General features: G+C 55.1%; 22 protein-coding genes and 1 pseudogene. 17 read left to right on the top strand and 6 right to left on the bottom strand.

Translation table 11 applies throughout. The annotated features are described in order from the left end of the window. Positions 1–12: 12 nt before the first annotated feature. Positions 13–1,110, top strand: coding sequence for a DUF1615 domain-containing protein (locus ACOTX3_RS14165; protein WP_013095804.1), 1,098 nt, complete (start codon positions 13–15; stop codon positions 1,108–1,110). On the opposite strand, the gene ACOTX3_RS14160 is transcribed toward ACOTX3_RS14165, so the two are convergent. After that, a complete protein-coding gene (locus ACOTX3_RS14160) occupies positions 1,107–1,409 on the bottom strand; it encodes a DUF2755 family protein (RefSeq protein WP_013095805.1) in 303 nt (100 codons plus the stop codon). The two genes, ACOTX3_RS14165 and ACOTX3_RS14160, sit on opposite strands and share 4 nt — an antisense overlap. A 247-nt stretch (positions 1,410–1,656) precedes the next feature. Between ACOTX3_RS14160 and ACOTX3_RS14155 the strand changes: the two genes are divergently transcribed. After that, positions 1,657–1,893 (top strand): DUF2754 family protein, encoded by a 237-nt coding sequence (locus ACOTX3_RS14155; RefSeq protein WP_020686357.1) that lies wholly within the window; start codon positions 1,657–1,659, stop codon positions 1,891–1,893. Here the strand turns inward: ACOTX3_RS14155 and ddlA are convergent. Continuing rightward, entirely contained in the window at positions 1,890–2,990 is a 1,101-nt protein-coding gene (ddlA, locus tag ACOTX3_RS14150) for a D-alanine--D-alanine ligase (protein ID WP_058678420.1), read from the bottom strand. The two genes, ACOTX3_RS14155 and ddlA, sit on opposite strands and share 4 nt — an antisense overlap. 102 nt (positions 2,991–3,092) lie before the next feature. Here ddlA and ACOTX3_RS14145 point away from each other — a divergent pair, with 102 nt between their 5' ends. The 5 genes and pseudogenes from ACOTX3_RS14145 (at position 3,093) to adrA (ending at position 7,451) form a co-directional block, all read left to right on the top strand. Further along, complete coding sequence (locus tag ACOTX3_RS14145; protein ID WP_058678421.1) at positions 3,093–3,776, top strand: extensin family protein; 684 nt, start codon at positions 3,093–3,095, stop codon at positions 3,774–3,776. Between the two features lie 169 nt (positions 3,777–3,945). Further along, positions 3,946–5,160 carry a multidrug efflux MFS transporter gene (locus tag ACOTX3_RS14140; RefSeq protein WP_013095809.1) on the top strand — a complete coding sequence of 405 codons (1,215 nt, stop codon included), beginning with the start codon at positions 3,946–3,948 and terminating at the stop codon, positions 5,158–5,160. 211 nt (positions 5,161–5,371) lie between these two features. Further along, on the top strand, positions 5,372–5,632 hold the full coding sequence (gene iraP / locus ACOTX3_RS14135; RefSeq protein ID WP_013095810.1) for an anti-adapter protein IraP: 261 nt from the start codon (positions 5,372–5,374) through the stop codon (positions 5,630–5,632). A gap of 292 nt (positions 5,633–5,924) precedes the next feature. Next, the gene (psiF, locus tag ACOTX3_RS14130) at positions 5,925–6,245 is read left to right on the top strand and encodes a phosphate starvation-inducible protein PsiF (protein WP_013095812.1); all 321 of its coding nucleotides are present in this window, start codon (positions 5,925–5,927) and stop codon (positions 6,243–6,245) included. 103 nt (positions 6,246–6,348) lie between these two features. Further along, a pseudogene (adrA, locus tag ACOTX3_RS14125) lies at positions 6,349–7,451 on the top strand (diguanylate cyclase AdrA). Between the two features lie 17 nt (positions 7,452–7,468). Here the strand turns inward: adrA and proC are convergent. Then, a complete protein-coding gene (gene proC, locus ACOTX3_RS14120; protein WP_013095814.1) occupies positions 7,469–8,278 on the bottom strand; it encodes a pyrroline-5-carboxylate reductase in 810 nt (269 codons plus the stop codon). Between the two features lie 96 nt (positions 8,279–8,374). Between proC and ACOTX3_RS14115 the strand changes: the two genes are divergently transcribed. The 5 genes from ACOTX3_RS14115 (at position 8,375) to ppnP (ending at position 11,014) form a co-directional block, all read left to right on the top strand. Beyond that, positions 8,375–8,836 (top strand): YaiI/YqxD family protein, encoded by a 462-nt coding sequence (locus tag ACOTX3_RS14115; protein ID WP_013095815.1) that lies wholly within the window; start codon positions 8,375–8,377, stop codon positions 8,834–8,836. A gap of 142 nt (positions 8,837–8,978) precedes the next feature. After that, complete coding sequence (aroL, locus tag ACOTX3_RS14110) at positions 8,979–9,503, top strand: shikimate kinase AroL (RefSeq protein WP_058678422.1); 525 nt, start codon at positions 8,979–8,981, stop codon at positions 9,501–9,503. Between the two features lie 44 nt (positions 9,504–9,547). Continuing rightward, positions 9,548–9,739, top strand: a complete 192-nt coding sequence (gene yaiA / locus ACOTX3_RS14105) for a protein YaiA (RefSeq protein ID WP_013095817.1) — start codon at positions 9,548–9,550, stop codon at positions 9,737–9,739. Positions 9,740–9,977: 238 nt separating this feature from the next. Continuing rightward, entirely contained in the window at positions 9,978–10,655 is a 678-nt protein-coding gene (locus tag ACOTX3_RS14100) for an AroM family protein (protein ID WP_013095818.1), read from the top strand. Positions 10,656–10,726: 71 nt separating this feature from the next. Beyond that, positions 10,727–11,014, top strand: a complete 288-nt coding sequence (ppnP, locus tag ACOTX3_RS14095; protein ID WP_013095819.1) for a pyrimidine/purine nucleoside phosphorylase — start codon at positions 10,727–10,729, stop codon at positions 11,012–11,014. Positions 11,015–11,060: 46 nt separating this feature from the next. On the opposite strand, the gene rdgC is transcribed toward ppnP, so the two are convergent. After that, on the bottom strand, positions 11,061–11,975 hold the full coding sequence (gene rdgC, locus ACOTX3_RS14090) for a recombination-associated protein RdgC (protein ID WP_013095820.1): 915 nt from the start codon (positions 11,973–11,975) through the stop codon (positions 11,061–11,063). Between the two features lie 123 nt (positions 11,976–12,098). On the opposite strand from rdgC, the gene mak reads away from it, so the two are divergent. Then, entirely contained in the window at positions 12,099–13,010 is a 912-nt protein-coding gene (mak, locus tag ACOTX3_RS14085) for a fructokinase (RefSeq protein ID WP_058678423.1), read from the top strand. A gap of 99 nt (positions 13,011–13,109) precedes the next feature. Here the strand turns inward: mak and sbcC are convergent, their stop codons facing one another. Continuing rightward, positions 13,110–16,241 carry an exonuclease subunit SbcC gene (gene sbcC, locus ACOTX3_RS14080; RefSeq protein WP_058678424.1) on the bottom strand — a complete coding sequence of 1,044 codons (3,132 nt, stop codon included), beginning with the start codon at positions 16,239–16,241 and terminating at the stop codon, positions 13,110–13,112. Further along, the gene (gene sbcD, locus ACOTX3_RS14075) at positions 16,238–17,443 is read right to left on the bottom strand and encodes an exonuclease subunit SbcD (protein ID WP_038418788.1); all 1,206 of its coding nucleotides are present in this window, start codon (positions 17,441–17,443) and stop codon (positions 16,238–16,240) included. Before sbcD ends, sbcC begins: the two co-directional genes overlap by 4 nt. Before the next feature lie 187 nt (positions 17,444–17,630). On the opposite strand from sbcD, the gene phoB reads away from it, so the two are divergent. The 4 genes from phoB (at position 17,631) to proY (ending at position 22,821) form a co-directional block, all read left to right on the top strand. Then, positions 17,631–18,320, top strand: a complete 690-nt coding sequence (phoB, locus tag ACOTX3_RS14070) for a phosphate response regulator transcription factor PhoB (RefSeq protein WP_010428026.1) — start codon at positions 17,631–17,633, stop codon at positions 18,318–18,320. Between the two features lie 21 nt (positions 18,321–18,341). Continuing rightward, a complete protein-coding gene (gene phoR, locus ACOTX3_RS14065; protein WP_029883416.1) occupies positions 18,342–19,637 on the top strand; it encodes a phosphate regulon sensor histidine kinase PhoR in 1,296 nt (431 codons plus the stop codon). Between the two features lie 409 nt (positions 19,638–20,046). Continuing rightward, the gene (brnQ, locus tag ACOTX3_RS14060) at positions 20,047–21,366 is read left to right on the top strand and encodes a branched-chain amino acid transporter carrier protein BrnQ (protein ID WP_013095826.1); all 1,320 of its coding nucleotides are present in this window, start codon (positions 20,047–20,049) and stop codon (positions 21,364–21,366) included. An 81-nt stretch (positions 21,367–21,447) separates the two neighbouring features. Then, positions 21,448–22,821, top strand: coding sequence for a proline-specific permease ProY (proY, locus tag ACOTX3_RS14055; protein ID WP_058678425.1), 1,374 nt, complete (start codon positions 21,448–21,450; stop codon positions 22,819–22,821). The last annotated feature ends 98 nt before the right edge of the window (positions 22,822–22,919 follow it).

The raw sequence follows: 22,919 nt of genomic DNA, 5'->3' as shown, positions 1-22,919 counted from the left end.
CAGGGAATTGCTATGTCTTTTGCCGTACCGCGTACATTATCGCTCTCTTTACTCGCCGCACTCGTGCTGGCGGGGTGTGCCGAAAAAGGGGCCGCCCCGCTTAAAAAAGGTGAGAAACCTGTAGATGTGGCGAGCGTGGTGCGGCAAAAAATGCCCTCTACGGTGAAAGACCGCAATGCGTGGGCCGAGGCATTAGCGAAGACCTTTGAAAGTCAGAAAATTGCCCCTACCGAGGAGAATATCTGCTCGGTACTGGCAGTGGCGCAGCAGGAGTCAATGTACCAGTCAGACCCGGTGGTGCCGGGGCTGAACAAAATTGCCTGGAAAGAGATCGACCGTCGCGCGGAATCGATGCATATCCCGGTGTTCCTGGTGCATACCGCCCTTAAAATCACCTCGCCAAACGGCAAAAGCTACAGCGATCGGCTGGACACGGTGAAAACCGAGAAACAGCTGAGCGCCATTTTTGATGATTTCATCAATATGGTGCCGATGGGGCAGAAACTGTTCGGCTCGCTTAACCCGGTGCACACCGGCGGCCCGATGCAGGTCAGCATTGCGTTTGCCGAGCAGCATACGGACGGTTATCCGTGGAAAATCGACGGGACGGTGCGCCAGGAAGTCTTCTCCCTGCGTGGCGGACTGTGGTTTGGCACGTACCATCTGCTGAACTATCCGGCGAGCTACAGCGAGCCGTTGTACCGCTTTGCTGACTTTAACGCGGGCTGGTATGCCAGCCGAAACGCGGCGTTTCAGAGTGCGGTCAGCCGTGCCAGCGGGGTGAAACTGGCGCTGGACGGCGATCTCATCGCCTACGGCAGCAGCAAGGCGGGCACTACGGAACTGGCGGTGCGCAAACTGTCAACAACACTTGGCATGAGCGATAGCGACATTCGCCGTCAGCTGGAGAAAGGGGATAGCCTGGCGTTCGAGAAGACGGATCTCTACAACAAGGTTTTCGCGCTGGCCGAGAAGAAGAGTGGAAAAGCGTTACCGCGGGCAATCCTGCCGGGTATTCAACTGGAAAGCCCGAAAATCACGCGTAACCTGACAACGGCATGGTTCGCCAAACGCGTCGACGATCGTCGGGCTCGTTGCATGGGACGTTAATGGCGACGACGCAGGCGTACGACTAACGCGACAACACCGAGAATCAGACAACCCGCGAGGAAGGGGACAAGGCCAAACAAGGTGCTCACACCCAAACCAATCTCAACCCGCGGGCGTCCGTTATCCTGCACCTGCATCAGATGTTCATAGACGCCAGGCGCGTGAACCAGCATGTTGAGAAGCTGGGAGCCTGCCCAGAAGCAGAACAGGACAAACAGGGCATACGCAATATTACCCGCAGTGGAGGTTTTTGGTGGTGTGCCGCCAAAAATCGGTTTCGACAATGTAAAGTCAGCCATAAAGACCTCCGGAAATATCACTCTGTTAATACGCTTCGCACACGGTGAGTTTGACAGGTCATAGCATTTGTCAATATCAGAATCGTGGTAATTTCCCCTGCGGAATTCTCCTGGATTGTCGATTTCTGCAGCACATCACAAATTCATTACTTAACTGAAATTGCGTCGTGTTTCAGATTTTCCGCATCTGCCACAGACCCGATCGTAAAACTGTGAGAGGATGTCTTTTTTTCCTGCCGGAGTTGTTATGAAGCTCACGTCCAAACTACGCCGTGACTGGCACTACTACGCCTTTGCTATCGGGCTGATCTTTATTCTTAACGGTGTCGTAGGGCTGCTGGGGTTTGAAGCCAAAGGATGGCAAACCTATGCTGTCGGGCTGGTGACATGGGTGATCAGTTTCTGGCTGGCTGGGTTAATTATCCGCCGTCGCCCGGAAGAGACGACAGCGGATGAGACGGAGACGGTGAAAAGAACCGATTAACCGTTTACGGAACTTTTGAGTGCGCTGTCAGCGGCATGACGCTCCAGCGCCAGTTCGATCAGACGGGTGATCAGCTCAGAGTAACCCAGACCGCTGGCCTGCCACAGTTTTGGATACATGCTGATGTTGGTAAAGCCCGGCAGAGTGTTGATTTCATTAATCACCACCTCATTTTCTGGCGTCAGGAACACATCCACACGCGCCATGCCGCAGCAGCCAAGAGCCTGATAGGCGTTGATGGCGATCGCCCGGATCTTATCGTTGATGGCCGGATCGATATTTGCCGGCACGACGACCTGAGCGCCTTTATCATCAATGTATTTGGTGTCGTAAGAGTAGAAATCGCTGTTTAACACCACTTCACCGCAGGTGCTTGCCTGTGGGAAATCATTGCCCAGCACCGCGCACTCAATTTCACGGCCTTTGATACCCTGTTCAACCACGACTTTGTGGTCAAACTCAAAAGCCAGACGAACGGCTTCGGTGAACTGCGCTTCGCTTGTCACTTTGCTGACGCCAACGGAGGAGCCCTGGTTCGCAGGCTTCACGAACAGCGGCAGACCCAACTGGGCGGAAATCTGGCTGAAGGTGTATTTATCGCGGTTGGCGCGGGTGAGCGTCACGAACGGGGCAACGTTCAGCCCGGCATCGCGCAGCAGGCGTTTGGTGACGTCTTTATCCATACAGGCGGCGGAGCCCAGCACATCGGAGCCGACAAACGGCAGGTTCGCCATGCGCAGCATACCCTGCAGCGAACCATCTTCGCCCAGCGTGCCGTGGACGATTGGGAACACGACGTCAATCTGAGCAAGAGCCTGTGCGTTACCGGCGTCGATAAGTTGCCCCTTCACTACGCCAGGGACGGTGGCGACGCTGATTTCAGAAGGATTAAGGGCGATATGTGCCGGATCGTTGGCGTTTAACAGATACTGGCTCGCATCGTTCACATGCCACTGGCCCTGTTTATCGATGCCCAGCAGCACTACGTCGAAACGGTTTTTATCAATCGCATCGACAATATTTTTTGCCGACTGCAATGAAACCTCGTGCTCCGCTGATTTTCCCCCAAAGACAATACCTACGCGCTGCTTTGCCATCTTACTCTCTTCCAGTCTGACGAAAAGCCAATAACATACCACGATGCCCTGCGGGTTTCGCGACCTTCTGCCATAATGTTTTGGGAGTAAAGAGGGGGGAGTGTGAAAGGCAAAACGTTGCTGATCGTTTTCATTCTGGTGGCAGTCGCAACGGTGGGTTACCGCTGGTTGCCGTCTCACTACAACCCTTTTACGCCGCTCTCGCTTGACGACCCGCCAGGCCTAATCACTCAGTACAAACTGCGGCGCCTTACCCCCGAGGCGTGTGCCAGCCTGTTATCGCAGGCCAATCAGAAGGCCCTTATTCGCACACAGCCTGTCGCCGACAGCGCCGGAGCATGCCCCCTTCACAACGTGGTGCGCGTGCGTGACTTCGGACCGGTCAGCCTGAACAGCAGCTTTCTTGCCAGCTGCCCGCTGGCGCTGAGTTCTGCACTGTTTGTCAGCCAGCAGGCCCGGCCACTCACCAGAACCTGGACCGGAAGCGAGCTGGTGCGCATTGAGCACCTGGGCAGCTACGCCTGTCGCAATATTTACCACCGCCCTGATGCAAGACGCAGCGAACATGCCACGGCAGAGGCGCTGGATATCAGCGCGTTTCGGCTGGCGAACGGTGAACGAGTCACCATTCTGCACGGCTGGAGATCGACCAAAACGCAGCCGTGGCTGCAGGCGCTGCTGACAGCGAGCTGCTGCTACTACGGGAACGGCCTGGGGCCGGAGTATAACGCGGCGCACGCCAACCATTTCCATCTGGGAATGCGCGGCTTTGGACTCTGCCGCTAAAGCATAATCTTCCGCCAGAAATTGGATGATTTGTGACATATTTCACAAATATGATGACTGGGAAGATAAAACACCAAAGTCAGCAAGGCCGCATCTCTGGCACGGCGTAGATGCCGGTAACTTGCTAATCTGTCGGCGCATTTGCCTAAAAATGAAGACTATTTCTTTTATGGAATCCTGGAAAGTTAACCTCATCTCGGTCTGGTTCGGGTGTTTCTTCACCGGGCTGGCCATCAGCCAGATTTTGCCCTTTCTGCCGCTGTACGTCTCGCAGTTGGGCGTGACCTCGCATGAAGCCCTCTCCATGTGGTCGGGGCTGACGTTCAGCGTGACGTTTCTGGTTTCCGCCATTGTGTCACCCATGTGGGGGAGCCTGGCGGATCGAAAAGGGCGCAAACTGATGCTGCTGCGCGCTTCGCTGGGAATGGCAATAGCCATCCTGCTGCAGGCCTTTGCCACTAACGTCTGGCAGCTGTTTATCCTGCGGGCGATCATGGGGCTGACATCCGGCTATATTCCGAACGCCATGGCGCTGGTCGCTTCACAGGTGCCGCGTGAACGTAGCGGCTGGGCGTTGAGTACGCTCTCCACCGCACAGATCAGTGGCGTTATCGGCGGCCCGTTGTTAGGCGGCTTTCTGGCCGACCACGTAGGGTTGCGCGCTGTGTTCTTCATTACCGCTATCCTGCTGGTGATCAGTTTTCTGGTGACGCTGTTTCTGATCAAGGAGGGGGGGCGCCCGGTGGTCAGTAAATCTGAACGCCTGAGCGGCAAAGCGGTCTTCGCCTCGCTGCCGTATCCCGGGCTGATGATAAGCCTGTTCGTAACCACCATGGTGATCCAGCTCTGTAACGGTTCGGTGGGCCCGATTCTGGCGCTGTTTATCAAATCGATGGAGCCAGACAGCAGCAATATTGCGTTTCTCAGCGGGATGATTGCTGCCGTGCCGGGCGTATCGGCGTTAATCTCTGCGCCGCGGCTGGGAAAACTGGGCGACAGGATCGGTACGGCGCGTATCCTGATGGCCACGCTGATTTTTGCCGTGGTGCTCTTTTTTGCGATGTCGTTCGTCACCTCACCGCTTCAGCTCGGCGTGCTGCGATTCCTGCTCGGCTTTGCCGATGGCGCCATGTTACCTGCGGTGCAGACCTTGCTGGTGAAATATTCAAGTGACCAGGTGACAGGGCGTATTTTTGGCTATAACCAGTCATTTATGTATTTGGGTAACGTTGCCGGTCCGCTTATTGGCGCATCCGTTTCGGCGATGGCCGGTTTTCGTTGGGTATTTGCGGCCACGGCGATTGTGGTGTTGATCAATATTATCCAGCTGGCGATTGCGCTGAGACGCCGTCGCCAATTAGAGCAGGCGAGAGCAGCGCGTTAATCATTTGCCGTAATGTATTATATATTCTTATGGTTGCCGCATTTTTATATAACTAAATGCGGCTTTTTCTAAAGAGAAAAACGTTTCGCTGCTTGCCATTCATCTTTATTTTGGCAGCAGCATCACTTTTGCATAAGATAATACTTTTCTCCTCTTTGCATTATTCATTCTGAATGCTAAGTTCAGAAAAAACGCATAAGGAAATAGCACGATGAAAAATCTCATTGCTGAGTTGCTGGTCAAGCTTGCACAAAAGGAAGAAGAGTCAAAAGAACTGGTCGCCCAGGTCGAGGCGCTGGAAATTGTCGTTACGGCGTTGCTCCGACAAATGACACAACCGCAGCAACAGGCGTTAATCGATAATGTAGAAAGCGCGCTGGACAAGGCTCGCCCCGATTCGCTGGTCCCTGCTGAAGACGCGGAGATGCTTCAGCAATACGTAAAGAAGCTGTTAAGGCATCCTCGCAGCTAGCCTGCTGAAAGAGAATGGCCTGTCATAGAATGGTCATGCAGGATGCCTGTCGTCGCTCTGTTTTTATTTTTGGCCTTCGCACTGGGAGAAAAGAATTTAAACAGAGCCTCTATTTCATCTCATGCCTCTCGCTATTAAATACCCTAACACGTCAGGCGAAACCGGGTAATGAACAGCGTGCCGCGCCAGAGATGAAATAATGCATAAACCCGAAGAAAATCATTGTCGCAGGGTGGTTTTTTTCCCGCAACGAACCAGACTTAATGTGGAACTTCACATAAAGGATGGTGCAATGAAAACAACAATACTGGTTACCCTGTTTTCCGGCCTGTGCCTGATCGCCTCAGCGCATGCGGAAGAGAAAACCTTAACACCTCAACAGCAGCGTATGACAACCTGCAACCAACAGGCGACAGCAAAAGCGCTGAAAGGGGATGCCCGTAAAACATATATGAGCGATTGCCTCAAAAATGGTGCATCCAAACCAGATGAAAAAAGCCTGACGCCGCAGCAGCAAAAAATGCGTGAATGTAACGCTCAGGCCACGCAACAAATGCTGAAAGGCGACGATCGCAGCAAGTTTATGAGTGGTTGTCTGAAGAAACAGGCATAGTCCTATCGGGTGAGTCCTTACGGTGACTCACCCGAAATTTCATACTTTCTCCGCATCCCCCCTCTCTATAATTTGGGAAAATGTTTCAGAATATTCCCAAAATATGATGAACGACGAAAACTTTTACAATAAAGAGCGTATCGGGGAAGAGTGGCTTCAAAACCTTTCTCAGGATGACGCGCACCGTACCGGCATACGCTTTGCCCGGCGCGTCCGGCTGGGGCGGATTGTGGGTCTGGCGGCGATGTTTTTTCCTGTTGCCGGTGTGCTGGTCACGCATTTTCTGCCCGGCGGCTGGTGGTTATTACTGGTGAGCTGGGTTTTTATCTGGCCGCATCTTGCCTGGCAGTTCACCTGCCGTTCATCTCAACCTTATCAATGTGAAATCTTCAATCTGAAGATCGACGCTATTTTTACCGGCATCTGGATCGGCCTGATGGGCGTGAACGCTCTGCCATCGGCTGCGCTGGTTATGATGATGGGCATGAATATGATGGGATCCGGCGGCTGTCGCCTGTTTCTCGCAGGCATTGCCATAACCACGTTATCCGCTGTCGTGACGCTGAAGCTAACCGGAAATGTTGTGGTGCTCTCTTCCGGAGCGCTGGAGTGGTGGCTGACGCTGCCGGTCTTGATGGTCTACCCAATACTCTTTGCCTGGGTGAGCCATCAGACGGCCATTCGCCTGGCGGAAATAAGCGAAGACTTGAGCTGATGAGTACCCGCGATGGCATGACGGGCGTTTATAACCGGCGCCACTGGGAAACGTTGCTGCGGATGGAGTATGAAAAGTGCCGACGGGATCATTGTCAAACCACGATCCTGCTTATCGATATCGATCACTTCAAGAGCATCAATGATACCTGGGGACATGATGTGGGCGATGAAGCGATCATTGCTATCACTCGTCAACTGCAGATGACGCTGCGGGCAGGGGATTATATTGGCCGTTTCGGTGGCGATGAGTTCGCGATCATCATGTCCGGGACCCCGGCAGAAAGTGCAATTGCGGCGATGTCCCGCGTCCACGAGCGGCTGAAAAAACTGTCGTTACCCTGTGCCCCGAACGAACGGCTTCGCATCAGCGTGGGGGTTGCGCCATGGGGAACACAGTTTGCCCACTACCGCGAATGGTTAAAAGCGGCAGATATCGCGCTTTATAAAGCCAAAAATGCCGGACGCGGACGTACCGAGGTGGCCGCCTGACATCCGGCTTAGTTTGGTCAGGACTTACTCAGCTTCTCTGACTTTTCCATGCATTTCGCCATCGCTTCAATGACCGCCGCACGGAACCCGCGCTCTTCCAGCACCCGCACCGCTTCGATAGTGGTACCGCCAGGCGAGCAGACCATATCTTTCAGTTCCCCTGGATGCTTACCGGTTTCCAGCACCATTTTGGCTGAGCCCATCACCGCCTGTGCGGCAAATTTATAGGCCTGCGCACGTGGCATACCGCCAAGCACCGCAGCATCCGCCATCGCTTCCAGGAACATGAAGACATACGCAGGAGCAGAACCACTCACGCCCACAACCGGATGGATCATCGATTCGGCAATCACTTCCGCTTCGCCGAAGCAGCGGAAAATGTTCAGCACATCGGCCACATCTTCCGTGGTCACCAGCGCATTAGGGGTGATGGAGGTCATCCCGGCGTTGACCAGCGAAGGGGTATTGGGCATTGCGCGAACAATTTTACGGTCATGACCCAGTGCACGGGCCAGCTGATCGAGCGTCACGCCTGCGGCAATCGACACCACCAGCGTGTCTTTATTCAGGCTGGAGGTGATCTCGCTCAGGACTTTGATCATGATATTCGGTTTAACCGCCCCAAAGACGATATCGGCGACCTGGGCCACTTCCTGCGCGCTTTCGGCTGCGTTAATACCATACTCATCACGCAACGCCGCGACTTTATCCGGTGATGGTGTATAGACCCAAATCTGACCCGGCAGGACCTGCCCGCTGGCGATCAGGCCACCCAGGATGGCTTTGCCCATGTTACCGCAGCCAATAAACCCGATTTTCTTATCCATCACGTTTCTCCGTCGTTATGCGTTGTTTTCTCTGATTGATAGCTTAACAACGAAATGCAGGCGACAATAGTCGCCAGTATCAATAGGGGAGACATTATGGCGATTTGGGTTGATGCGGACGCATGTCCGAATGTGATTAAAGAGATTTTGTTCCGCGCTGCCGAGCGTGTTCAGATGCCGCTTACGCTGGTGGCAAACCAGAATATCCGCGTACCGCCTTCCCGATTCATTCGTGCGTTGCGGGTTCCTGCCGGTTTTGATGTGGCGGATAACGAGATCGTACGGCTGTGCAGCGCGGAGGATCTGGTGATCACGGCGGATATTCCTTTGGCCGCAGAGGTACTGGAAAAGGGCGCCGCAGCGCTGAACCCGCGCGGGGAGCGTTACTCACCAGCAACCATCCGGGAAAAACTGACCATGCGTGATTTCATGGATACGCTTCGCGCCAGCGGTGTGCAGACCGGCGGGCCAGACAGTTTATCTCAACGTGACCGCCAGCAGTTTGCCGCAGAGCTCGATAAGTGGCTGCTGGAAGTGAAACGTCGTACTGCTAAATGATAATCATTGTCAATATGTGGTACAGTATGGCAGTGACAGGGTTGTCATTCCGTACCGCTTTGCAGTAAAGTAAACGCAACATCTTCTGCAATTATTTCTTTACACTCTTCAGCCATCCGGCATCAAGGGGAAACACCTGGTTATGACCCAACCCATCTTTTTAGTTGGCCCCCGCGGCTGTGGGAAAACCACCGTTGGCCTGGAGCTGGCGCGTGCCTGTCAACGTCATTTTGTTGATACCGACCACTGGCTGCAGACGCAGGCCGGACAAACCATCGCGGATATCGTCGAAAAAGAGGGCTGGGAGAGCTTTCGCAGCCGTGAAACGGCCGCGCTGGAAGCGGTGACGGCTCCCGATGCGGTAATTGCCACAGGCGGCGGAATTATTCTGGCGGCATATAACCGCCGCTTTATGCGCGAAAAAGGGATTGTGATTTATCTCTGTGCGCCCGTGGCTGCGCTGGTGGGGCGTCTGGAAGCGTTTCCGGAAGAGGGGCAACGCCCTGCGCTGACCTCCAGACCGCTCAGCGAAGAGGTGAGCGAGGTGCTGGCGGAGCGCGATGCGTTATACCGAGAAGCGGCACATCACGTAGTGGATGCTTCCGCGTCGCCCGAAGAGGTTGTGATTCAGATTATTACCGCCCTGCGTTTGGCTTGTGCCAGCTAACCGCCGTCTATACTTATAGCTCTGACATAAAAAAAGGATGAGCTATGCCAACCAGACCTCCCTATCCGCGTGAAGCACGTATTGTTACCGTTGAAAAAGGCAATGGCGATCAAACCGTGACCTGGTATCAACTGCGTGCCGATCACCCTAAACCCGACTCTCTCATCAGTGAACATGAGACTGAACAGGAAGCGCTGGATGCGAAACGGCGCTACGAAGATCCCGATAAGTCATAAATGTTTTCCTAAACGCTCCAATACCGTGCCTGAATCACACTTTTTACTCATCGCTAATGTTAAGCAGGAGTTAATATTTAGTTATTACAGGTAGCTCCGTTACCGGCAGGTGATCTTTACATTTCGGGATGGAGATCACCTGCTACGCTTGGTGCTGTTTTGTTGAAAAAACGAACTGTGCAGCGTAGTGAGCCTGTACCTGTGTAATAAGTTTTTGTAGTAATGGAAGGCGAAGACGATGAAGGCAACGTTGGCGATCATCACTATTGGTGTGGTCCCTGTAAGCGAAGTGTTACCGCTCTTAACCGAGCATGTATCTGAACAACAGATCACGCATCTCAGCCTGCTGGGGAAGATGAGCCGGGAAGAGGTCATGGAGGACTACGCTGTAGAGGCGGGGGAGGATCCCCTGGCGACGTTATTAAGCGACGGTAAACTGGCGCATGTTTCACGACAGAAAATTGAGCGCTCGCTGCAGGCAGTAATAGAAGTGCTCGATAATCAAGAGTATGACGTTATTTTGCTGATGAGTACTGCTCCCATTAAGGGACTCATGGCGCGTAATGCGATTTTACTCGAACCGATGCGAATCATTCCGCCTCTGGTGGCATCCATTGTGGACGGACACCAGGTGGGGGTGATTGTGCCCATTGAAGAACTCATGGACAACCAGGAAGCAAAATGGCACGTGCTTGAAAAAACGCCCCTGTATGCGCTGGCCAATCCCTTCTGGGACAGTGAGGCCAAACTCATTGCGGCCGGGAAGGAGCTACTGGAGCGCGGGGCTGATGTATTGATCCTCGACTGCCTGGGGTTCCACCAGCATCACCGCGATCTACTGCAAAAAGCGCTGGATGTGCCGGTACTGTTGTCCAACGTTCTGATGGCGCGTCTGGCCTCAGAACTCCTTACCTGATGATTTTGCGTGACAGGTCATGAGCATGGCCCCTATAGTGAATTTTTATCTAAAAATATAAGGGCCAGTTCATGCTTCAAAGTAACGAATACTTTTCCGGTAAAGTGAAATCCATTGGTTTTACCAGCAGCAGCACTGGCCGCGCCAGTGTCGGCGTGATGGCTGAAGGGGAGTACACCTTTGGTACGGCCGAAGCTGAAGAGATGACGGTGGTAAGTGGTGCGCTTAACGTCTTACTGCCGGGTGAAACGGAATGGAAAGTTTACTCTGCCGGCGAAGTTTTCAACGTCCCTGGCCACAGTGAGTTTCATCTGCAGGTTGCTGAACCGACCTCTTATCTGTGCCGCTATCTGAAATAATCTTCTTCCCTCTCCCCGTTGGGGAGAGGGGCAGGTTGAGACGAAATTATCTCTGCGCTTCGCCGCCGAGGCCTTCTACCAGATTTTGAATCAACGCGGCCAGCTCGCCGGTCATCAGGATAAAGTCCGCATCAAAGCGCTGGGCGTAATCTTCACGATCGATATCTTCGTTCTGATCGCGCAGTTCATCGCAGAACTTCAGGCGCTTAACAGAGCCATCGTCACACATCACAAACTGAATACGCTGCTGCCAGTCGAGCGCCAGTTTAGTGACCACTTTGCCTGCTTCAATGTGGACGGCGATCTCATCGCTCACCAGATCCTGCTTTTTCGCGCGGATGACACCGCCATCCTCAAGCAGGGCTTTCAGTTCGGCCTCATCGAGGATCTGGAACCCTTGCGCCGCCGTGCCGCTGCGAACCCATTCGGTCAGGGTTAACTCGATAGGCGTTTCCAGCGCCAGTGGAACCACCGGCAAAGAGCCGATGCTCTTACGCAGCAGGGCCAGCGTATCTTCCGCTTTTTTGGCGCTGGCGCAGTCCACCATGATCAGCCCGTTGACGGTATCGATCCACATCATGGTCTGGCTGAAGCGGCTAAACGCGCGCGGCAGCAGGGAGTGCAACACTTCGTCTTTCAGGGAATCTTTTTCGGTCTTTTTCAGCTTGCGGCCCTGTTCGGCTTCAAGCTTAAAAATTTTCGCTTCCAGCGCTTGTTTCACCACCGGCGTGGGCAGGATTTTCTCTTCTTTACGGGCGCAAACGATGATTTGACCCGTGCTGCTGGCGTGGGTCAGGGCATCGCTTTGTGAACCCATTGGCGGAACCCAACCGGTTTTTGCCATATCCTGGCTTCCGCAAGGGGAAAAGGTATAAGCGGCTAACTGTTTTTCCATCTCTTCTGCACGCAGCGAAACGTCGCGGCTGAGACGGTAAACCATCAAATTTTTGAACCACAGCATGATAATTTCCACGGCCTTGTCGTTAAATCAGCGGGCATGATAACGAATTGTCGCATCGCTTGCATTGCTAATCGGGAAGCGTGCTTCTACTCTGTTGATAATCAAAATAATGAGGAGAGTCTTGTGCGTATTGGGATTGATTTGGGCGGCACCAAAACTGAAGTTATCGCACTGAGCGAGCAGGGGGAGCAGCTTTTCCGTCACCGCCTGCCCACGCCGCGCGACGATTATCACCAGACTATCGAGACGATTGCCCGGCTGGTTGAGATGGCAGAGCAGGCGACAGGACAGACCGGCTCCGTCGGGATGGGCATTCCCGGGTCCATTTCGCCTTATACCGGGGTGGTGAAAAACGCCAACTCCACCTGGCTCAATGGCCAGCCTTTTGATAAAGATTTGAGCGCGCGTCTGCAGCGTGAGGTGCGTCTGGCAAATGATGCGAACTGTCTGGCGGTATCAGAGGCAATTGACGGTGCGGCGGCCGGTGCCCAGACCGTTTTTGCTGTCATCATCGGTACCGGCTGCGGGGCCGGTGTGGCGTTCGGCGGGCGTGCGCATATTGGCGGTAACGGTACGGCAGGCGAGTGGGGACATAACCCATTGCCATGGATGGATGAAGACGAACTTAAATACCGTACTGAAGTGCCGTGCTACTGTGGAAAACAGGGCTGTATTGAGACGTTTATCTCCGGCACCGGTTTTGCCACCGATTACCACCGCCTGAGCGGTCAGCCGCTTAAGGGGAACGAGATCATGCGTCTGGTTGAGGAGCAGGATCCCGTGGCGGAACTGGCGTTGAGCCGCTACGAAATGCGCCTGGCGAAATCGCTGGCGCATGTGGTGAACATTCTCGATCCTGATGTGATTGTGCTGGGCGGTGGGATGAGCAACGTTGACCGGCTGTACGCGACGGTGCCTGCTCTCGTCAAACAGTGGGTCTTCGGCGGCGAGTGTGAAACCCCAATCCGCAAAGCCGTCCACGGTGACTCCAGCGGCGTGCGCGGCGCAGCGTGGTTATGGCCAGCAAATTCGTAGGCCCGGTAAGCGAAGCGCCACCGGGCGAATTCAGGCAGCCGCAATAAAAAAGCCGGGTGGCGGCTACGCCTTACCCGGCCTACAGAATGCAGTGGGCCTTTACTGCACCGCAAACTCCTTATCCAGCCTGCTATACCCCAGTCCATTAATCTTCTTCACTTTGATTTGCACCGGAATACGCTCCTTCATAGCCTCGACGTGGCTTATCACGCCGATGGTTTTCCCGGTGGCATTCAGCGCGTCGAGCGCATCCAGCGCGGTGTCCAGCGTCTCGCTGTCGAGCGTGCCGAAACCTTCATCCAGGAACAGCGAATCGATTCGCGTTTTGTGGCTCACCAGGTCGGAAAGTGCCAGCGCCAGCGCCAGACTGACGAGGAAGCTTTCGCCGCCAGAAAGCGTGCGGGTATCGCGTACGGCATCGGCCTGCCAGGTATCAACCACCTCCAGCTCCAGTGCGTCGCTGACTTTACGCTGCAGCAAATAGCGCCCGTGCAGGCGGTTAAGCTGCTGGTTAGCGAGCCAGACCAGATTATCCAGCGTCAGACCCTGGGCGAATTTACGGAACTTGTCGCCAGTGCTGGAGCCTATCAGCGCATTCAGATAACCCCAGTCCTCGGCCAGACGTGAGGCCTCGTCAATTTGCTGCATCAGCGCCAGCTGGTGCTGGCGGTTATCGCTGTCCTGCTTAAGCTGCTGGCGGATCTCCCCCTGATGAGTGGTGTTCTCGCGAAGCTGCTGCGCCAACTGCTGTAGCTGCGCATGCAGGGTTTGCGCGTCGGCGTCCAGCCCTTCCGGTCGCTGATGCTGGTGGGCCTGTAGCTGCTGTTCAGCCTGCCCGCTAAGCGCAATTGCCTGCTGAAGCTGGCTCTCCAGCGTCTGCTTGCGTTGTTCAAGATGGCGGATGGTCTCCTCATCCAGCAGCGCGGCGAGAAAGGCCTCGCGATCGGCGAAGCAGCTTGCCGCCAGCGCGGTGGCAAATTGCGCTGTGGCGTGCTGTAGCCGCTCGCTTTCCAGACTCTCCTGCTGCTGCAGGGTGGCAAGCTGGCTTTGCAGGGAAAGGCATTCGTCGTGGATCTCGCGCCAGTTCTCAGGAATGGCCGGTTCTGCCTCGGTGTCATCGCCTGCCGGAAGCGTGTCGAGCAGCGGTTTCAGGGTATTAATGCGCTCCTGAATCGCAGCATGCTGCGTCTGTTTTTCCTGCCACAGGTTAAATTCCGTTTCCCGGGCGTACAGCCAGGCGGTCTCTTCCCCCTCTTCAGGAACATGCAGCGACAGCGCGAGCAGGGCGTTTTCCAGTGCCTGACGCGTAGCCGACAGCTGCTGCTGGTACTGACGCTCCTGCGCTTGCTGTTCGTTAAGCTGGTTTTGCAGCGTCAGGCGCTGGCTGAGCTGATAGAGCTGACGTTCGTACTGTTCCTGTTCGTTCATCCATGGGGTGATATCTTCCTGAATATTCAATGAGATATTCAGGTCTGCACAGACCTCCTGCCACTCTTTAGTAAGTGCTTGCTCTTCCTGAGAGAGCGCCTGCGCTTCGTCTGTTGCTCGCTGGATCTGCTGCGTCAGGGCATTGACCTGTCCCAGCACCAGCAGACCTTCCTCTTTAAGCGCGGCGACCTCTTTTTCCAGCGCGTCCCGGCGCCGCTGGTTATCGGTGAGCTCAAGCGCCTGATACGTCTCAATCGCGGGATGTTCACTGGAGCCGCACAGTGGGCAGGGTTTTCCGGCCTCAAGCTGCGAGCGGTAGCTTTCCAGCTTTTTGATCGTCGCTTCGCTTTCACACAACGCTTTCAAATCGACATAGTGCTGGTTTTTTTCTTTGTACTGCTGGCGGCGCAGCGTCAGCGTTTCATTGAGTTTTACCTGCTCGGACTGCGCTTTTTGCCGGGTATCCGCGTTCTCTTGCAGCCGTTTTTGCAGCGGCTGATAGCGGGCATGAAGCGTGGTCAGGCGCTGGCGTAAAGGGCGTGACCTGGACTGTTGCTCCATTGCCGCTGCCACGTCATCCGCCGTCAACGTCAGGGGGTTTTCCGGCATCCCGGCGAGCTTCTGACATAATTCAGCAATACGGGCTGCAAGCGTGGCAATCTGATGTTTATCGCGGTTCAACTGCGCAAAATGGGCGCGCCAGCCAGCAATCTCCTGGCCCCACATGCGGTAACGTTCATGCTCCGCCAGCCATGTTGCCTGGATCGTAAGGTCACTCTGCAGTTGCGCATGGGTACGCAGCGCCGTATGACGGATGCGTGAGCGCTGCGCGGCTTTGGCCTGTAAGCGAGTATTTACTTCGACAATGCGCTGCTTTGTCTGCGCGAGGCGCGTGGTTTGTTCTTGCTGGCTATCCCACAGGGGGCGAAGCTGGGCGGCGGGCTGCGCAAGCTGGAGCTTGGCCAGCTCAGGCGCGGCGTCGGTCAGCGCCTGCTGCGCCTGCTGTTGCAGGAGCATAACCCGCTGCTGCTCGCGAATAAGCTCGTCGTTGCGCGTCAGCCACTGAAAATCGCGCTGTTGGTTCTGCTGCTGAGTCAGCAGGGTTTTCTCTTCGTCAGTAAGTGCCTGCAAACTCTGCTGTAACTGCTGCTGTTGCGCTTCGCTCAGTAGCACTACCCCTGCGGCCTGCGCCTCGCACATCTCAAGCGCGTTACGGGCGGCCTTATGTTTCTCGAACACCATGGCTGAGATCTGACCGTAGATCTCGGTGCCGGTCAGCTCTTCCAGCAGTTCGGCGCGATCGCCCGGTTTCGCATTGAGGAAGGCGGCAAACTGCCCCTGAGAGAGCAACATTGAACGGGTAAAACGGCTATAATCCAGCCCGGTGAGCGCGGCGGTTTGCTCCAGTTTGTCCGTCACTTTATCGGCCAGAATTTTACCGTCTTCACAACGCGCCAGTTCAACGCGCGGTGCCTGCAGGTTTCCGTCTGGCTGATTGCGCGCGCGGTTCTGGCTCCAGAACGCACGATACGCTATGCCTTTTACCTCAAACTCCACCTCGGCCAGGCACTCGGCGGTATCGCGGGTCATCAGGTCGTTTTGTGCCTGGGAGACTTTTTGCAGACGCGGCGTTTCGTGGTAAAGGGCCAGACAGATAGCGTCGAGCAGGGTCGTTTTCCCGGCACCGGTCGCGCCGGTAATGGCGAACAGCCCGTTGCTGGCAAACGGCTCGGCGGTAAAGTCAATTTTCCACTCGCCCTTAAGGGAGTTGAGGTTTTTCAGACGCAGGCTCAGAATTTTCATGCGTTTTCTTCCTCATCGCTGAGCGCGTGCAGGGTATGAAGGAACAGCTCGTTAAGCCTTGCGCGCGTGGTGTCGTCAATCTCTTCCTGCGACAGTCGGCGTTCAAATACCTCTTCCACCCTCAGTTCGCTGAGCGTTTCACGCTGTGCACCCAGCAGAATTTTCTCGCGCTGTTCGCGGCTGCGGCGAACCAGTAAGACCTCGACGGGCAGATCTTCCGTCAACGCCTGAATTTTACGCTGCATATCATGCAGGTAGTCGTCGGTCGTGATTTCAATATCCAGCCAGATGGGCGGATTTTGCTCGACACCGCGCCACTGCTCCAGCTGAGCGGTAATCGCCGCCAGATCGCCCTTCAGCACCGCCAGCGGTTGGGTGACGGGGACCTCCAGCGACTCCACGGCGCTGAGTTTGCCCTCATTAAAGCTCACCAGGTGCACACATTTGGCTTTGCCGGTCTCATCAAAACTGAGCGCAATGGGCGAGCCGCAGTAGCGAATGTGCTCGCAACCGCCGATGACCTGCGCCCGGTGAATATGCCCGAGCGCGATATAATCCGCTGGCGGGAAATTTTGCGCCGGGAAGGCGTCCAGCGTACCAATATAGATGTCACGCACCGCGTCACTTTTACTGGCGCCGACGGTAGTAAGATGCCCGGTGGCAATCACCGGAATGGCCTGTTCGCCGCGCAGGGCGCAGGCATCCGTATGTTGCTGGTGATAATAGTCCGTGATGCTCTGCAACAGATGCTGCTGCTTTTCCCCGCCAGACATCCCCGCCTGGCTTTGCACGATATCGCGTGGGCGCAGGAAGGGCACCGGACACAGCACTGCTCCCGGTGTACCGTCACGTTTTTTCAGGATCTGCGGCGCATGACCGGCGCTGGCTACCACGGTCGTGTTAAGGAAGGCCAGGATATCGCGGGATTCATTCAGCGTTGCGACGGAGTCGTGGTTACCGGCGACAATCACCAGATGACAGCCGGTTTTTTGCAGATTTACCACGAAGCGGTTGTAGAGCTCACGCGCATAGCTTGGCGGCGAACCGGTATCGAAAATGTCACCCGCAACAATAATCGCGTCCACCTCGTGCGATCGGGCCGTGTCCAGCAGCCAGTTCAGGAACGCTTCATGCTCCGCTGCCCGGCTTTTGCTGTAAAAGTTTTGACCCAGATGCCAGTCCGAGGTGTGTAATATGCGCATAGCGAATCCGTGGCAAAAAAAGGGAATGGGGATTATAAACTTTCAGAAGCTGGAAAATAACCGCTGTAATAAAACAACAGTTTGCCATTTTACGTGGTACTGTTTTTCATAAATCTGTCATAAATCTGACGCATAATGACGCCGCATTACAAACTTGTAACTTAAATAAGATAAGACAGGGCAAAGTATGGCGAGACGTATTCTGGTCGTAGAAGATGAAGCTCCAATTCGTGAAATGGTGTGCTTCGTGCTCGAACAAAATGGCTTCCAGCCGGTTGAAGCGGAAGATTATGACAGCGCGGTGAACCAGCTGAATGAACCCTGGCCCGATCTGATCCTGCTTGACTGGATGTTGCCTGGCGGCTCCGGACTGCAGTTTATCAAACACCTCAAGCGTGAAGCGATGACCCGCGATATCCCCGTTGTCATGCTTACCGCGCGCGGTGAAGAGGAAGATCGCGTGCGCGGCCTTGAGACCGGCGCGGATGATTACATTACCAAACCCTTCTCACCGAAAGAGCTGGTTGCCCGTATTAAAGCTGTGATGCGCCGTATTTCACCGATGGCGGTGGAAGAGGTCATTGAGATGCAGGGCCTGAGCCTTGATCCCACCTCGCACCGTGTTATGACGGGCGAAAATCCCCTCGACATGGGGCCTACCGAATTCAAACTCCTGCATTTCTTTATGACTCACCCGGAGCGTGTTTACAGCCGCGAACAGTTGCTGAATAACGTCTGGGGAACTAACGTGTATGTCGAAGACCGGACGGTTGACGTACATATCCGCCGCCTGCGTAAAGCGCTGGAACTGAGCGGCCACGATCGCATGGTACAGACGGTCCGCGGCACGGGTTATCGTTTTTCTACCCGTTTCTGAACAATGACAGGAGTGTGACGCGTGCTGGAACGTCTGTCATGGAAAAGGCTCGTCTTTGAACTGATCTTATGTTGTATTCCGGCCTTCATTTTGGGGGCCTTTCTTGGATACCTGCCGTGGTTTCTGCTGGCGTCCGTGACCGGGCTGCTGATCTGGCATTTCTGGAACTTACTGCGCCTCTCCTGGTGGCTGTGGGTTGACAGAAGTATGACGCCACCCCCGGGAAGCGGGAGCTGGGAGCCGCTGCTTTACGGTCTGCATCAGATGCAGATGCGTAATAAAAAGCGCCGTCGCGAGCTGGGAAGCCTGATTAAACGCTTTCGCAGCGGTGCGGAATCGCTGCCGGATGCAGTGATTCTGACCACGGAAGAGGGGACAATCTTCTGGTGTAACGGTCTCGCCCAACAGCTGCTGGGCCTGCGCTGGCCGGACGATAATGGTCAGAACATCCTCAACCTTTTGCGTTATCCGGAGTTCACGCAGTATCTGAAAAAACGTGATTTCACGCGTCCGCACAATCTGAAGCTCAACAATGGCCGTCATCTTGAAATACGTGTGATGCCCTACAGCGATCGGCAATGGCTGATGGTGGCGCGTGACGTCACCCAGATGCACCAGCTGGAAGGGGCACGACGCAACTTCTTCGCCAACGTGAGCCACGAGCTGCGCACGCCGCTGACGGTACTGCAGGGCTATCTGGAGATGATGCAGGAGCAGACGCTTGAAGGTGCGCCGCGTGAGAAGGCGCTGCATACCATGCGCGAGCAGACGCACCGTATGGAAGGGCTGGTGAAACAGCTGCTGACGCTGTCGAAGATTGAGGCGGCTCCGACGCTTGCCTTAAATGACACTATCGACGTACCGATGATGCTGCGGGTAGTGGAGCGCGAAGCGCAAACCTTAAGCCATAAAAAACATCATCTGACCTTTGACGTCGATAACAGTCTGAAGGTGCTCGGGAGCGAGGATGAACTGCGGAGTGCTATCTCTAACCTGGTCTATAACGCGGTTAATCATACCCCGGAAGGAACGGATATTATGGTGCGCTGGCAGCAGACACCAACGGGTGCCGAGTTTAGCGTTGAGGATAACGGGCCGGGCATTGCGCCTGAGCATCTTCCACGTCTGACCGAGCGGTTTTACCGGGTAGATAAAGCCCGTTCCCGGCAAACGGGGGGAAGCGGGCTGGGGCTGGCCATTGTGAAGCACGCGGTGAATCACCACGAAAGCCGCCTCGATATTCAAAGCACGCTGGGCAAAGGAACCCGTTTCAGTTTCGTTATACCGGAACGATTAATTGCCAAAAAGATCGCCTGACGGCGGGTGTGTCATTTTACCTTTCCACGGGCCAGCTATTGCTGGCCCGTTTGCTTTGCAGTAAAGCGAAACGCGAATGAATTTTATACGGCTGGTGCTTTTTTGTTCGCATGATTAGCCATGGCTTTTTCATGATATTAGCGAATTATTCTGGTTGGTGTTTTCATGCTGGCATATTGTTCTGGTTTTACGATCCCTCCTTGCCTTTAAACGTTATAAGCGTTTAAATTGCCCCCCAGATACTGTCAGACCGACTGTATTTGCGTGGTAAATCGAAAAACTATTCTTCTCCACGCCAGGACGGGAGCATATCCCGCTGAAATTGAGCAAAATTTCCGCTGTATCGTCCCATTGGGGATGGCGAAAATCTCAATATATTCAACACCACATCCACAGGCAGTAAGGTTTTATGACCCATCACTTAAAATCGCGTGACATCATCGCGCTGGGCTTTATGACATTTGCGCTGTTCGTTGGCGCAGGCAACATCATTTTTCCCCCAATGGTTGGCTTACAGGCGGGTGAACACGTCTGGACAGCAGCATTTGGTTTCCTGATCACTGCCGTGGGCCTGCCGGTGTTGACCGTGGTTGCGCTGGCGAAAGTTGGCGGCGGCGTTGATAGCCTCAGCACCCCAATTGGTAAAGTGGCTGGCGTCCTGCTGGCAACGGTGTGTTATCTGGCCGTTGGCCCGCTGTTTGCGACCCCGCGTACCGCGACAGTCTCCTTCGAAGTGGGGATTGCGCCACTGACCGGTGACGGTGCGATGCCGCTGTTTATCTACAGCCTGGTTTACTTCGCTATTGTGATTCTGGTCTCCCTCTATCCGGGCAAACTGCTGGATACCGTGGGTAACTTCCTGGCTCCACTCAAAATTATCGCGCTGATCGTGCTGGCGGTTGCGGCCATTATCTGGCCTGCGGGTCCTATCAGCAGCGCGATGGATGCCTACCAAAACGCGGCCTTCTCTAACGGATTTGTGAACGGCTATCTGACCATGGATACGCTGGGCGCGATGGTGTTTGGTATCGTTATCGTGAACGCCGCTCGTTCCCGTGGTGTGACCGAAGCGCGTCTGCTGACCCGCTATACCATCTGGGCTGGTCTGATGGCCGGTGTGGGCCTGACGCTGCTCTATCTGGCGCTGTTCCGCCTGGGTTCCGATAGCGCCACGCTGGTCGATCAGAACGCGAATGGTGCGGCAATTCTGCACGCTTACGTTCAGCACACCTTTGGCGGTGCGGGCAGCATGCTGCTGGCGGCCCTGATCTTCCTGGCCTGTCTGGTGACGGCGGTTGGCCTGACCTGTGCCTGTGCGGAGTTCTTTGCGCAATATCTGCCGCTCTCTTACCGCACGCTGGTATTCATCCTCGGCATCTTCTCCATGGCGGTGTCTAACCTCGGTCTGAGCCACCTGATTCAGGTCTCCATTCCGGTGCTGACGGCCATCTATCCGCCGTGTATCGTGCTGGTGGTGTTGAGCTTTACGCGCCCGTGGTGGAACAACTCCTCGCGAATTATTGCGCCAGCCATGTTTATCAGCCTGATTTTTGGTATCCTTGACGGGATTAAAGCATCAGCGTTTGCTCACATCCTGCCAGCCTGGACACAGCGTCTGCCGCTGTCTGAGCAAGGTCTGGCCTGGCTGATGCCTACCGTTGTTGCACTGGTTCTGGCCATTATCTGGGACCGTGCTGCAGGGCGTCAGGTCGCATCGAACGCCCATTAATCAACGGCAACAAACTGTTTAACCACGGGGCTTAAGGCCCCGTGGTTTTTTGTTTTTTTCGTGTTGAATGGCAAGATTTAAATGGAAAGTACTAACAAACTCAAACGTGGACTGAGCACGCGCCACATTCGCTTTATGGCGCTCGGCTCCGCTATCGGTACCGGTCTTTTTTATGGCTCGGCAGATGCCATCAAAATGGCCGGTCCAAGCGTTCTGCTGGCCTACATCATCGGCGGCGTGGCGGCGTATATCATCATGCGTGCGCTGGGAGAGATGTCGGTTCATAACCCTTCAGCCAGTTCATTCTCGCGCTATGCGCAGGAGAATTTAGGCCCGCTGGCCGGGTTTATCACCGGCTGGACCTACTGCTTCGAAATTCTGATTGTGGCCATTGCCGACGTCACCGCCTTTGGCATCTACATGGGCGTCTGGTTCCCGGCGGTACCGCACTGGATTTGGGTGTTGAGCGTGGTGCTGATTATCTGTGCCGTCAACCTGATGAGCGTGAAGGTCTTTGGAGAACTGGAGTTCTGGTTCTCCTTCTTCAAGGTTGCCACCATCATCATCATGATTGTGGCCGGTTTCGGCATCATCATCTGGGGGATCGGTAACGGCGGCCAGCCAACCGGTATTCATAACCTCTGGAGCAACGGTGGTTTCTTCAGCAACGGCTGGCTCGGCATGGTGATGTCGCTCCAGATGGTGATGTTCGCCTACGGCGGGATTGAGATTATCGGGATCACCGCCGGGGAAGCCAAAGACCCGGAGAAGTCCATTCCGCGCGCCATCAACTCGGTGCCGATGCGTATTCTGGTGTTCTATGTGGGTACGCTGTTCGTCATTATGTCTATCTATCCGTGGAACCAGGTGGGGACCAACGGTAGCCCGTTTGTGCTGACCTTCCAGCATATGGGCATCGCCTTTGCGGCCAGCATCCTGAACTTTGTGGTCTTGACCGCGTCGCTGTCAGCGATCAACAGTGACGTCTTTGGCGTGGGCCGCATGCTGCACGGCATGGCAGAGCAGGGCAGTGCGCCAAAGCTCTTTGCCAAAACCTCCCGTCGCGGCACGCCGTGGGTGACGGTTATGGTGATGACCGTTGCGCTGCTGCTGTCGGTCTACCTGAACTACATCATGCCGGAAAACGTCTTCCTGGTGATCGCTTCTCTGGCGACCTTCGCGACCGTGTGGGTGTGGATCATGATCCTGCTGTCGCAGATTGCGTTCCGCCGCCGTCTGTCCCCTGAGGAGGCAAAAGCGCTGAAGTTTAAAGTGCCAGGCGGGGTAGCGACGACCGTCGTTGGGCTGATCTTCCTGGTGTTTATCATCGGCCTGATTGGCTACCATCCTGATACCCGTATTTCCCTCTACGTAGGCTGTGCGTGGATCGTACTGCTGCTGGTGGGTTGGGTGTTTAAATGCCGCCGCGACCGTCAGCTGGCGCAGGCGCAGTAATATTTTATGCCCTCTCCCTGTGGGAGAGGGAATTTTGTCTCCTCCTCCTTTCTCCTCCCCCAATAAATCACGTCATGGTGAGCTAACCTTAATCACCC

It is taken from the genome of Enterobacter cloacae complex sp. IR5384, from assembly GCF_049237265.1.
Classification (GTDB): domain Bacteria; phylum Pseudomonadota; class Gammaproteobacteria; order Enterobacterales; family Enterobacteriaceae; genus Enterobacter; species Enterobacter cloacae.
The sequence above is the reverse complement of the archived record's forward strand: the minus strand, read 5'-3'. Positions and strand labels throughout refer to the sequence as shown.